This window comes from Alteribacillus sp. HJP-4 (assembly GCF_042139015.1).
In the GTDB taxonomy this organism is placed as follows: domain Bacteria; phylum Bacillota; class Bacilli; order Bacillales; family Marinococcaceae; genus JBHIKY01.
The window spans coordinates 259956-272210 of record NZ_JBHIKY010000002.1 but is presented as its reverse complement, the minus strand read 5'-3'; the positions used below and the strand labels follow the sequence as shown (position 1 = coordinate 272210).

General features: G+C 43.0%; 12 protein-coding genes. 9 read left to right on the top strand and 3 right to left on the bottom strand.

Annotated elements, in window-relative coordinates:
* Positions 1–165: 165 nt before the first annotated feature.
* A complete protein-coding gene (gene def / locus ACE4RR_RS02820; RefSeq protein WP_375533875.1) occupies positions 166–711 on the bottom strand; it encodes a peptide deformylase in 546 nt (181 codons plus the stop codon).
* Between the two features lie 184 nt (positions 712–895).
* Positions 896–1042 (bottom strand): YjcZ family sporulation protein, encoded by a 147-nt coding sequence (locus tag ACE4RR_RS02815; protein ID WP_375533874.1) that lies wholly within the window; start codon positions 1040–1042, stop codon positions 896–898.
* Positions 1043–1250: 208 nt separating this feature from the next.
* Here ACE4RR_RS02815 and ACE4RR_RS02810 point away from each other — a divergent pair, with 208 nt between their 5' ends.
* From ACE4RR_RS02810 to lpdA, 5 genes are all read left to right on the top strand, one after another.
* The gene (locus ACE4RR_RS02810; RefSeq protein WP_375533873.1) at positions 1251–1937 is read left to right on the top strand and encodes a YkyA family protein; all 687 of its coding nucleotides are present in this window, start codon (positions 1251–1253) and stop codon (positions 1935–1937) included.
* Between the two features lie 602 nt (positions 1938–2539).
* Positions 2540–3610 (top strand): pyruvate dehydrogenase (acetyl-transferring) E1 component subunit alpha, encoded by a 1071-nt coding sequence (gene pdhA, locus ACE4RR_RS02805; protein WP_375533924.1) that lies wholly within the window; start codon positions 2540–2542, stop codon positions 3608–3610.
* A 3-nt stretch (positions 3611–3613) separates the two neighbouring features.
* Positions 3614–4591 (top strand): alpha-ketoacid dehydrogenase subunit beta, encoded by a 978-nt coding sequence (locus tag ACE4RR_RS02800; protein WP_375533872.1) that lies wholly within the window; start codon positions 3614–3616, stop codon positions 4589–4591.
* Positions 4592–4675: 84 nt separating this feature from the next.
* Positions 4676–6013, top strand: a complete 1338-nt coding sequence (locus ACE4RR_RS02795; RefSeq protein WP_375533871.1) for a dihydrolipoamide acetyltransferase family protein — start codon at positions 4676–4678, stop codon at positions 6011–6013.
* A gap of 3 nt (positions 6014–6016) precedes the next feature.
* Entirely contained in the window at positions 6017–7432 is a 1416-nt protein-coding gene (lpdA, locus tag ACE4RR_RS02790) for a dihydrolipoyl dehydrogenase (protein ID WP_375533870.1), read from the top strand.
* A gap of 152 nt (positions 7433–7584) precedes the next feature.
* Here lpdA and ACE4RR_RS02785 read toward each other — a convergent pair whose 3' ends face one another.
* Positions 7585–9189, bottom strand: coding sequence for a glycine betaine uptake BCCT transporter (locus tag ACE4RR_RS02785; RefSeq protein WP_375533869.1), 1605 nt, complete (start codon positions 9187–9189; stop codon positions 7585–7587).
* A gap of 342 nt (positions 9190–9531) precedes the next feature.
* On the opposite strand from ACE4RR_RS02785, the gene ACE4RR_RS02780 reads away from it, so the two are divergent.
* The 4 genes from ACE4RR_RS02780 (at position 9532) to ACE4RR_RS02765 (ending at position 12188) form a co-directional block, all read left to right on the top strand.
* A complete protein-coding gene (locus ACE4RR_RS02780) occupies positions 9532–10362 on the top strand; it encodes a polysaccharide deacetylase family protein (protein ID WP_375533868.1) in 831 nt (276 codons plus the stop codon).
* A 281-nt stretch (positions 10363–10643) separates the two neighbouring features.
* The gene (locus tag ACE4RR_RS02775) at positions 10644–11078 is read left to right on the top strand and encodes a hypothetical protein (protein ID WP_375533867.1); all 435 of its coding nucleotides are present in this window, start codon (positions 10644–10646) and stop codon (positions 11076–11078) included.
* A gap of 89 nt (positions 11079–11167) precedes the next feature.
* Entirely contained in the window at positions 11168–11464 is a 297-nt protein-coding gene (locus tag ACE4RR_RS02770; RefSeq protein ID WP_375533866.1) for a DUF3055 domain-containing protein, read from the top strand.
* Positions 11465–12065: 601 nt separating this feature from the next.
* Complete coding sequence (locus ACE4RR_RS02765) at positions 12066–12188, top strand: GapA-binding peptide SR1P (protein ID WP_375533865.1); 123 nt, start codon at positions 12066–12068, stop codon at positions 12186–12188.
* Positions 12189–12255 lie beyond the last annotated feature (67 nt).

The following is a 12255-nucleotide window of genomic DNA, read 5'->3' as shown; positions in this document are numbered from 1 at the left end:
TTCATAATTGCAGGCAATGTATTTTGAAGCTGCCCCCGCGGCTGCATGACTTATGACGTTGCCTCCTAAAAAAGATTCATCAGCATACAGGGTAAAATAAAACGCTTCCGACTATCATAATTGATAATTGGAAGCGTTCTTTAATCATCTGTTCACCATTCATATTTAAAGCTTCGGAAGTTCTTTTTTAAGCTCATCCTCGTAATCCTCAATTCGATCATAAAACATAACACCGTTTAAATGATCCAGTTCATGCTGAAATACTATGGCGGGCAGCCCGCGCAGCCTCAATTTCACTTTCTCTTCCTCGAGTGTTGCGGCTTCTATCGTTATACGAGCGTAACGCGGCACTGAACCCGGAACTTCCCGGTCCACCGATAAACAGCCTTCTCCACCTTCAAGGTGTGTTAATTCGACGGAATGGCTGACTATTTTCGGGTTGATCAATCCATAGCTGTATTCCTGTTCCCGATCATCGGTCAAGTGCATGGCAAACATCCGCTTTTTTATTCCAAGCTGGGGAGCAGCCAGGCCGACTCCGGACCGGAGTTCATATTTTTCAGCCGTCTCAGGATTCTGGCTGTTTTTAAGGAAATCAAGCATGCTTTCCAGCGTTTGGCGGTCTTCTGCCGATAAAGGAAGCTGTACTTCCTGGGAAACCTCGCGAAGCGCCGGGTGACCTTCTCTTACTATATCTTTCATTGTTATCATGTTGCTGCCTCCTGTGATCAGTAAAAAATAATGGGGAAGTTCGGCGTATATTCTAAGTAATAAACAGTATGCCAAACTACTATCAAGTTTAGATTATATTGCTGTTAGTATATCAAATTTTGACGAACATGTAATTAGAAAAGGAGAGGCTCTGAAGGGAGCCTTCTCCGGATCTGCTGGTGGATTAATCTTTACAATAAAATTTTGATGCTCCTACTATGACAAGCAGAATAAACAATACAACGATGAGCGCAAAGCCACATCCTCTGTCGTGACCATAACCACCGTATCCGCAAGGATCATAACCGTAATTGCTGTTGTTACCCCACATAGTGTTCCCTCCTTTAATCAACATCCTGGGGACGTTTTCTTTAATACCCTATGTAAAAAGCTGAGTTTTGTTTGGGTGATTACCCATCTGGAGGAAACTTTGTAAAGTTAGTCAGTGATATTGATTTCGCCCATAGCTTCCTTTATGATTGGTAAGGTAACTATGCATCGTTTATACATATAACTTGTAAGACAAGCGGGAGGGGTAAGTGAAGGTGTTCATACATAAACAGGGGGCCCTGGTACTTATTGTTCTATTGAGCATTTCTCTTGCTGCCTGCAGCAGCAGTGCCGAAGAGCAGGTGTATACCCACCTTGAGGAGGCAGTATCATTAGAGGAAGGCTTTCAGGAACAGCAGGAACCGATGATTGAACTTGAGCAGCAGGAGCAGGAGCTTTATGACGAAATGCTGGCTTTAGGGCTCGATGAAATTGACGAAATTGAAGAGCTGGCAGATAAAGCCGCGGGTCATGCAGAAGAACGCTCAGAATTACTTGAGAAAGAAAAAGAAAGTATTGATGAAGCTTATGAGGAATACAAGCTCGGAGAAGAAGAGATGGACGGTATTGAAGATGCCGATGCTGAAGCTGATGCGGTAAAAGAAGCGATGGCGGGCAGATATGAAGCCTATGGACAACTGTACGAAAGCTATAGCTCAGCGATAGAGAGCGACATGAAATTATACGAATCATTTAAAAATGAAGAACTCACGGTCGATGAACTTCAAGAACAAATAGATCTCGTAAATGATACATACAGCAGTGTAGTTGAACGTAGAGACAATTTTAATCAGTTTACCGACGAATATAACGAGGCAAAAGAAGCACTGTACCTGGCAGCCGGACTGGAAGTTGACTCTGAGGAAACGGAAAAAGCAGAAGAGGCGGACTCTTAATAATCAGCTACCCTGAAAGGCTGTCACGCTTTTCGGGGTATTTTATATTTTTTAAGAAAAAATTGTCCTGCTATCTGTATCAACCAGGAAAAATGTCGCAGAATACGCTTACAAACACAAAGACTGTGTGCATCAAAAAAAATAATGATATATAACAGTTTCTAATATTTATGCTCGAATTTGAAACACTAAAAAAGCTTAAAGACTATAAGTAAAAAGAATTGACGAACCTTTTTCTTTTAGTTTATTCTATGTATGGGATAAAGTTGTTTCACTTTTTTTAATTAACAAATGAAACAGCTTGTCGGATAATCGATATTGCATGATTATCAAACTTGAACTTAGGGTAATTTGATAGTAAAAGTCTGCCGGAATGTAAATGTTAAATGTGATGTTTTCAGTTGAAGTGGACACTCTAAGGACAAGGATGGTCAGGCTGGCAAGAGTATCCGGTTTTTTTGCCACCCTTTTTAAAGAGGGCGCATGATGCTGCGTTCTTTTATTTTTGGGCGTGTGGGTACTTTTCTATAGGTAATTGCAGGCTGTGCAATTCTATTTAAAGGAAAGAAAGGAAGAGGTGAACATTTGTGGCTACGAAAGAAATGGAAAAAGTAGAAGGTCACTTTGAAATGTTTCAAATCTTAAATGAAGACGGGAAAGTTGTTAATAAAGAAGCGCTTCCTGATCTGTCAGATGAAGAGCTAACGGAAATGATGGAAAGAATGGTGTATACACGCATATGGGATCAACGTGCGATCTCCTTGAACCGCCAGGGACGTCTTGGATTCTATGCGCCAGTGGCAGGGCAGGAAGCTTCAATGATCGGTTCTCACTATGCGCTGGAAAAAGAAGACTGGATTCTGCCAGGGTATCGTGATGTCCCGCAGATTGTATGGCACGGAATGCCTCTTTACCAGGCCTTTCTATATTCACGTGGACATTTTCACGGAGGACAGATTCCGGAAGAAGTAAACGTTCTTATGCCTCAAATTATTATCGGTGCACAGATTGTGCAGACAGCCGGTGTAGCACTCGGACTTAAAAGGAAGAATAAAGATAACGTCGCAGTTACTTACACAGGAGACGGTGGTGCCTCGCAGGGGGATTTCTACGAAGGAATGAACTTTGCCGGTGCATACAATGCTCCTGCTATTTTCATTGTTCAAAATAATCGCTTTGCGATTTCTGTGCCAGTGGAACAGCAGTCGGCAGCAAAGACTATTGCTCAAAAAGCAGTGGCTGCCGGTATAAATGGAGTACAGGTGGACGGCATGGATGTGCTGGCAGTATATGCTGCTACAAAAGATGCGCGTGAAAATGCGCTGAATGATGAGGGGCCGACTTTAATTGAAACACTCTGCTACCGCTACGGCCCGCACACTATGGCAGGGGACGATCCAACCCGCTACCGCACATCGGAGCTTGATGATGAGTGGGAAAAGAAGGATCCACTTGTCCGCTTCCGTAAATACCTGGAGGAGAAAAAACTCTGGTCCGAAGATAAAGAAAACGAAATCGTTGATAAAGCAAAAGACGACATTAAAGCTGCTATTAAAGAAGCTGACAATGCACCAAAGCAGAAAGTTTCAGATTTAATTGAGATCATGAACGAAACGCTGCCTGCCAATCTGCAGAAGCAGCTCGAAGAATATAGAGAGAAGGAGTCGAAGTAAGCTATGGCGCAAATGACAATGATTCAGGCAATAACCGATGCAATGCGTAATGAGCTGAAAAACGACGAAGAAGTACTTGTTTTCGGTGAAGACGTGGGGAAAAACGGCGGAGTATTCCGTGCAACAGATGGTCTGCAGGATGAATTTGGAGAAGAGCGCGTATTTGATACACCACTTGCTGAATCTGGAATAGGCGGGCTGGCTATTGGTCTGGGACTGACAGGTTTCCGTCCTGTAATGGAAATTCAGTTTTTTGGTTTTGTTTTTGAAACGATGGATTCTGTGGCGGGTCAGATGGCTAGAATGCGGTACCGTTCCGGAGGACACTACCATTCCCCGATTACGATCCGTGCTCCATTTGGCGGCGGCGTAAAAACACCTGAACTGCACGCCGATAACCTCGAAGGATTAATGGCTCAGTCTCCAGGTTTAAAAGTAGTTATACCTGCTACTCCTTACGATGCAAAAGGTCTGTTGATTTCGGCAATCCGTGACAACGATCCTGTCGTTTTCTTAGAGCACATGAAGCTGTACCGTTCCTTCCGGGAAGAAGTACCGGAAGAAGAATACACAATTGAACTCGGGAAGGCAGACATTAAAAGGGAAGGTAAAGACGTTACGATGGTCACGTACGGAGCCATGGTCCACGCATGCTTAAAAGCGGCAGACGAGCTCGCGGAAGAGGGAATTGAAGCAGAAGTGATAGATCTTCGTACGGTAAGTCCGATTGATATGGAAACTGTTCTTGAATCGGTCAAGAAAACAAATCGTGCCATCGTCGTACAGGAAGCACAAAAACAAGCAGGTGTCAGCGCGAACGTTGTAGCAGATATTAACGATGAAGCGATTCTGCATTTAGAAGCACCGGTTCTTCGTGTCACTGCTCCTGATACCGTATTTCCTTTTGCTGCTGCTGAAGATGTATGGCTTCCAAACCATAATGATGTAATCGAAAAAGCAAAAGCAGTCATCAATTTCTAAACACGGGAAAGACTGAAAGAGAGTAATGGATTCTTTTTCAGTCTCTTTTCTCATGGTTAATCGTATTTAAAGGAGGCAATATAAGTGGCTTACGAATTTAAACTTCCAGATATCGGTGAAGGTATCCATGAAGGGGAAATAGTTAAATTTTTTGTCAAAAAAGGCGACACGGTTCAAGAAGACGATATCCTATGTGAGGTTCAAAATGACAAAGCCGTAGTGGAAATTCCATCTTCGGTTGATGGCACCGTGTTAGACGTAAAAGTAGAAGAAGGCGAAACGTGCGTCGTCGGCGACGTCATCATGACAATTGATGATGGCAGCGGTGACAGCTCTTCGGACAACAGTGATAAGGACGAAGACAAAGAAGAAAAAGCAGAAGAGCCGAAAGAAAAAGAAGATACAGAGGACAAAAGTGAGGAAAAGCAGGAAGCTGAGGCAAAGAGTACGGAGACCGCTTCAGAGGAAAGTGGAGATACGGAGGAAGATGACGGTAAGCGAGTGATTGCAATGCCATCTGTCCGAAAATTTGCCCGTGAAAAAGATGTTAACATCCGCAAGGTAAAAGGAAGCGGGAAAAATGGCCGTGTAATTAAGGAGGATATTGAAGCTTACCTTGAAGGCGGTGCGGATTCAGAAACAGCTGATAAAGGCGATCAGCAGCCGGAAGAGACGGCAGCACCAGAAAAACAAACTCCGGCATCAGCACAGGATACAGCAGCCATGGAAGAGCGCGTGCCTCTAAAAGGCATCCGCAAAGCTATTGCGAAAGCAATGGTTAACTCTAAGCATACGGCACCTCATGTCACTCACATGGATGAAGTGGATGTAACAAAACTAGTGGAAAACCGCAGGAAATATAAGCCGATTGCAGCAGAGCAGGAGATCAAGCTCACATATCTTCCTTATGTGGTAAAAGCACTGACCTCTGCACTGCGTAAGTATCCTGCACTAAATGCATCCATTGATGATGAAAATCAGGAAATTGTGTACAAAAATTATTATAATATTGGTATTGCAGCTGATACTGAACAAGGGCTTGTCGTGCCCGTGGTGAAAGAAGCAGACCGCAAATCGATTTTCAGCCTTGCCGATGAAATTAACGGGCTTGCGACGAAAGCACGGGACGGTAAGCTTTCATCCGAAGAAATGAAAGGCGGAACCTCCACCATTTCAAATGTAGGTTCAGCGAAGGGATTATGGTTCACTCCGGTTATCAATCATCCGGAAGTAGCAATTCTTGGAATTGGACGTATTGAGGAAAAAGCGATCGTTCGTGATGGCGAAGTTGTCATTGCCCCTATGCTTGCTTTATCCTTAAGTTATGACCACCGTCTGGTAGACGGAGTCACTGCTCAAAACGCGTTGAACCAAGTGAAGCGCTTATTAAATGATCCAGAATTATTAGTAATGGAGGGGTAAAGAATGGTTGTTGGAGATTTTGCAGAAGAAACAGACACACTCATTATTGGATCCGGTCCTGGAGGGTATGTCGCAGCTATCCGCGCAGCTCAGCTCGGGCAAAAAGTAACGATCGTAGAAAGAGAATACATGGGCGGTGTCTGCTTGAATGTGGGCTGCATCCCGTCTAAAGCATTAATTGAAGCGGGACATAAAGCTCACGATGCAAAAGAAGGCGGAAGCGATATGGGCATTACAACGGAAAAAGTAAACATCGACTTCTCTAAGGTACAGGAGTGGAAAGCCGGTGTGGTGAAGAAGCTGACCGGCGGTGTAGAAGGATTATTAAAAGGTAATAAAGTAAATATAGTCCGCGGGGAAGCTTATTTTTCTGATGCTGACCAGGTAAAGGTTTCAAGCGAAGAATACAGCTCGCAGACTTACAAATTTAAAAACTGCATCATTGCTACAGGCTCAACACCAATTGAGCTTCCTAGCTTGAAATACAGCAAGCGTGTTATCAATTCCACTGGAGCATTGGCATTGGAAGAGATACCTGAAAAGCTTGTAGTTGTCGGCGGCGGCTACATTGGAGTCGAGCTTGCAGGTGCCTATGCAAACCTTGGCTCTGAAGTAACTATTCTCGAAGGAGAAAAGCGGATTCTCGGCGGCTTCGAAAAGCAAATGTCTCAGCTCGTTCAGAAAAAGCTCAAGAAAAATGGCGTCACCATTGAAACGGAAGCATTTGCTCAATCGGTGGATGAATCAGACAGCAGCGTTAAGCTGACAGCTGAAGTGAAGGGCGAAGAGAAGACGTTCGAAGCAGACTATGTTCTCGTTTCTGTCGGACGCAAGCCCAACACAGAAGAAATGGGACTTGAACAGATTGGGGTAGAGCTTGAAGATAAAGGATTTATTAAAGTAGATAAGCAATGTCGTACAAGTGTAAAGAATATCTTTGCCATCGGCGACATTATTGCCGGGCCTGCCCTTGCCCATAAGGCTTCCTACGAAGGAAAAGTAGCGGCAGAAGCTATTTCCGGTGAAGCAGCAGAAATTGATTATATCGGCATTCCAATGGTCGTATTCTCTGATCCGGAGCTTGCGACAGTTGGTTATACTGAGGCAGAGGCGAAGGATGAAGGATATGACGTGAATGCATCGAAATTTCCTTTCCAGGCAAACGGAAGAGCTCTCTCCCTTAACAACGCAGATGGCTTTATGAAGCTCATCACCCGTAAGGAGGACGATCTTGTCATCGGCGCCCAAATCGCAGGACCGAATGCTTCTGATATGATTGCAGAAGTTGGACTTGCAATTGAAGCCGGAATGACAGCCGAGGATCTGGCGATGACTATTCATGCCCACCCATCACTTGGTGAAATTACAATGGAAGCAGCTGAGGTTGCGATGGGAACACCAATACACGTAACAAAGTAAACAGGATTCACATAAAGCTGCATTGGCGGAAAACACCGCTGGTGCAGCTTTTTTTGTATGAATACGGCTTTTACCGTTTGGACATGTTCATAAATCAAGTTTTTCTTTATAAAAAAAGCTCCGGAGGATAACTCCGGAGTGGTGTTAAATATTTAGGAGCGCTTGTCAGCTTTAACCTGACGGTTCAATTCTTCTTTTTCACGCTTTAGTTTTTCTTTTTCTTCCCGTAGCCGGTTGCGTTCCGCCTGCACTGCGGCCCGATCGGTCTGAAGAATATGCTTTTCACTTCGAAGTGATTTAAAGATTGAAATTACCATTAGGATCATTATCACCGTAAACGGCAGGGCAGCTATAATCATCGCTGTCTGAAGCCCTGCAAGGCCTCCGAAATAGAGAAGCACGGCGGCAGCAGAGGATTGAATAATACCCCATACCATCTTCACAGAGGTTGGCGGATTCAGGCTTCCATTTGTCGTCTGCATCCCAAGCACAAAGGTGGCGGAGTCTGCAGAAGTAACAAAGAAAGATACGATCAAAAGTATGGCTAGAGTAATCATAATTGGAGCGAGCGGAAACTGATCAAGTAGGCTGAATAGTGCATATTCGTCACCACGATTGGTCATTGTTTCATAAAGTGCCCCTCCGAGTTCTGAATCGAGGAACAATCCTGTACCGCCGAAAACTGAAAACCAAATGGCGCCAAAAGCAGTTGGTACAGCGAGTACCCCTAGTAAAAATTCACGGATCGTGCGTCCGCGGGAGACACGGGCAATAAACGTACCAACGAAAGGAGACCATGCAATCCACCACGCCCAATAGAAAATAGTCCAGCTTTCCAGCCAGACCCGGTCAGTACTAAATGACCCGGAGTTGAAGCTCATCGTCGGCAGGTACTGAAAATACCCTCCTAAAGTAGAAGTGAATACATCTAAAATAAAGACAGTCGGTCCGACAGCGAGTAGAAAGAGCATTAGCCCAACAGCTAAATATACATTCGTTAAGCTTAATATACGTATCCCTTTATTTAACCCTGTGCCGGCCGAAATCAAATAAAGCACTGTAATGAGGGCTACGACTACCAGCTGCGTGCCGGTGCCATCCGGAATAAAGTCAAAGGTATAACTGATACCTCCGGTTACCTGGGCAGCTCCGAAACCAAGGGAAGTGGCCACCCCAAAAATGGTCGCAAATACTACGATGACATTAATGACAGTTCCGAGCGGTCCGTCTACCTTGTCTCCAAAGATCGGGCGAAGCGAGGCACTGACAACCCCTGGGGCATCATGGCGAAATTTAAAGTAGGCAAGTGATAGTGCAACTACCGCATAAATAGCCCACGGATGAAAACCCCAGTGGAAGAACGAGTAGCGCATCGCCGCAGCCGCCGCAGCCGTTGATTCCGGCTCTTGAGAAGGAGGTCCGTAAAAATGATAAAGAGGCTCAGCTACACCCCAGAAAACGAGACCAATTCCCATACCGGCGGTGAACAAAAACGCAAACCAAGTGAAATAGTTATATTCAGGTCTTTCATCAGGTTTACCAAGTCTAATTTTTCCATATGGACTGAATATCAAATAGAAAACGAAGATAACAAATGCAGTGGCAGACAATAGATAAAACCAGCCAAGCTGTTCAGAAATATAACCTTGAATTGTTCCAAGAACAGTACTGATATGGTCCGGAGCTATTGCACCCCAGATAATAAAAATTAGTGCTAGTACAAAAGAGATGTAAAAAACGGGTGTTAATTTTTTCATCTCAGGCATTACCACCTTTCTCAAAAAAATTTTGATCTTACAATTACTATGTTTGAGACCTGATAAATCCAATTATTTCACGAATTTTGCTGCACGACAAGATTCGCCATAAAAAGCCACAAAGGCAATTATAACATGTGTATGTCCAGACGCAACAAAAATTCAGCATGTTTTTTTATACTCTATCTTATTATAGTCTAACCAATAGGTATTAAAAAAGACTTACGTATTTTATTATTAATTAAGGACTAAAGTTTCATAACAGAATTTAACTTTTTATCCCGTTTTTTAACAATTTTTGATATAATATGTTTGTATCTAGATATTATTGGGGGGTCTTTTTTGAAATACTTAGTACCACTAGGGCTAATTGCACTTCTTCTTGCAGGCTGCGGAGCTGACGCGGAGGAACAATCACAACCATCGTCTGCGGAGCCGGAAAAGCAGCAAGAAGCTGAAGTAAAAGATGAAAAAGAAAAAGCTGAAGAAGAATCAGAGGAGAAACAAAAGAATCAAGAAGAAGTGCCGGAAGAACCACCTATTACATACGAAATACAGGAGGATGCTTCCCTGGAGTCATCCGAAGAAACCGAAAGCAGCGCTGTTCTCGTAACGATTGATGACGCTCCGGATTCATACAGTCTGGAAATGGCTGAATATTTAAAAGAAGCAGAAGTTCCAGCGATATTTTTTGTGAACGGACATTTTATTCAGGATGAAGAAGGAAAGCAGATGCTCAAAGAAATTTCGGACATGGGCTTTCATATAGGCAATCATACGATGAATCATGTGAATTTAACGGAGACCTCGGAAGAAGAGCAGCGGGAGGAAATAGTACAATTAAATCAAGAAATCGAGTCTATCACTGGTGAAAAGCCAGAATTTTTCCGGGCGCCTTTCGGTCTTAATTCAGATGAATCTACTGCAATTGTTGAAGAAGAAGGCATGCTTTCCATGAACTGGACATACGGCTATGACTGGGAGGCTGACTATCAAGATGCAGACGCACTAGCAGACATCATGGTGAACACCGAGTACCTCCGCGATGGAGCAAACCTGCTCATGCACGACCGTGAATGGACAAAAGATGCACTCCCGCAGATGGTTGACGGCTTCAGAGAAAACAAATATGAATTTATTGATCCTGGCCAAATTGAAACAGACTCAAAGTGAACGGTTATATAATCATCAGCAATGTACGAGGCGGGCGGAATGACCGCCTCTTTTTTATTAATAAAAAAATGAATAATTTAATGAGTTTAATCTCGGGAACGGATGTCGAAATATATATTTTCTTCACTTTTATTGACGTTTCAAACCGGAAGTGCTTTTCAAATAAAAAAACTGTGATATTCTACAATTAATAATGAACAGCAGCAACTCTTCGCGGCAGCAAAGAAAGAAAGTAGCTGTCATTAAAGTAAATTTTCAGGTTAGACGTAGGGGGCAGACACATGAGCAAATCTGATTTGTTAGATGAAATGAGGATGGAAGTCGGACTCGCTCACGATTATTCAAAATCTTTATACGACTTTTATGAGGGTGTCATACATACACTGGAAAAGAGATGGCATTATTGCGTCCATTCAGCCATATTTGAAAACACGTGGCTGACCTTTGAAAGTGTAGGGGATGTTAGTCTATTACCGTTTAAACGTGAAATGACTATCGCAGAAAGTCCTTTTCATCTTTGTGCAATGCGGGGGAAAACAACAGCTTATTTTAAAAAAGATCAATCCTTTTTATTTGTACCTTTCTTTAATGGACAATTGCTGCAGGGGGTTCTTGTGTTAGAAACCAGGTCAGATAATTATGTTATACAGGAGGAGGATTTCATCTTTTTAAATGAAATTAGTAATTTTATCGGGGCGGTTTCTTCTCAATTTTAATATTCTCGTGACATATAGAGGATCAATTGCAGAAACCGCCTAATAGGTGTATAATAATAGTCAGAATATTCAAACCAGGAGGTGCCTCAATGGAATTTTTTGATAAATTGTATGAGGAGTTTGAAACCACTGGCGTTCGTTTTGTCGGCCTTTCAACTGAAGAGTCCCGTTACGATTTTGGCATTGTTTACACCGATATGTTTTTTGGAAAACCGCTGGTTATCTGTATGCAGACCGGCCGATCAGTTCTGCTCGGACACGAGGATACGGAGAATGAAGCTTTTATTAAGAAGTCGTTCCGAATTGAATCTGATGAAGATACGAAGCATTTATCTGAATATTTTAAGGAAATTATACCAGGTCCAACTTTGTATACTCAATATTAATAGAAAACTGCCAAAAGGCAGATTCAGGTTGTTGGGAACCCATGCTTTTATGAAGCGTGGGTTTTTGTATATTTTGAAAATTGGTGGTTTTCCAGCCATTTTATTTGTTCATAAGGTAAGAAAATATAGATTGTGTTGATTTCATCCCTGCAGGAGGCCGCTTCCCGTGGGCTTGGTCTCAGCCTCCTTGACACCTGACACTGCCCGCGGAGTCTTTTCCTCAAGCTATTCCCGCGACGCACAGGACGTGCTAGTGTCGATGCTGGCCCCAGGACGTGGCCGGTTTAATCGACCCGGAGTCAACGCCTTCCGTTCTTCAATCTAAGAATAAATACCATAATGGTGACGTTGCATTTTACGTATTGGAATTATTGCAAGTGAAAGAATGACCGTACGAAAGCTGACAGGTCTATGTGTCAGCTTTTTATAAAAAGAGGCTGTTGAAAAGGCTTTCTCAACAACTTGAAGCTGCTAATAGGCAGCTTTTTTAGTTGGTATAAAATAAATGTGTTATACAATTTAAGGTTGACAATTTAAATGTGTCATAATATTATATTAAATAAGCCGACTGATAAAACGCTTACAAAAGGAGAGGATGTACATGGAAACGATCGTTTGCCAAACTTGTGACCAGATCATTGAGCATATTGAAGGAGAAAAGGTTGCAACGCTTTACTCTTCTTCATGTAAAAAATGTGATGAAAAAAGAATTGCGAAAAAATAATTTACCGATAGAAAAGCCAGGGTCCCCGAAAGCGGGGTCCTGGCTTTTTTTTATGATCTGAATATAC

What these genes read in the sequence shown, in the direction of transcription:
- ACE4RR_RS02770 (WP_375533866.1), top strand. Translation starts at nt 11,168, where the DNA reads ATGGAATTTTTTGATAAATTGTATGAGGAGTTTGAAACCACTGGCGTT.
- ACE4RR_RS02815 (WP_375533874.1), bottom strand. Translation starts at nt 1,042, where the DNA reads ATGTGGGGTAACAACAGCAATTACGGTTATGATCCTTGCGGATACGGT.
- def (WP_375533875.1), bottom strand. Translation starts at nt 711, where the DNA reads ATGATAACAATGAAAGATATAGTAAGAGAAGGTCACCCGGCGCTTCGC.
- pdhA (WP_375533924.1), top strand. Translation starts at nt 2,540, where the DNA reads ATGGAAAAAGTAGAAGGTCACTTTGAAATGTTTCAAATCTTAAATGAA.
- ACE4RR_RS02785 (WP_375533869.1), bottom strand. Translation starts at nt 9,189, where the DNA reads ATGAAAAAATTAACACCCGTTTTTTACATCTCTTTTGTACTAGCACTA.
- lpdA (WP_375533870.1), top strand. Translation starts at nt 6,017, where the DNA reads ATGGTTGTTGGAGATTTTGCAGAAGAAACAGACACACTCATTATTGGA.
- ACE4RR_RS02800 (WP_375533872.1), top strand. Translation starts at nt 3,614, where the DNA reads ATGGCGCAAATGACAATGATTCAGGCAATAACCGATGCAATGCGTAAT.
- ACE4RR_RS02765 (WP_375533865.1), top strand. Translation starts at nt 12,066, where the DNA reads ATGGAAACGATCGTTTGCCAAACTTGTGACCAGATCATTGAGCATATT.
- ACE4RR_RS02775 (WP_375533867.1), top strand. Translation starts at nt 10,644, where the DNA reads ATGAGCAAATCTGATTTGTTAGATGAAATGAGGATGGAAGTCGGACTC.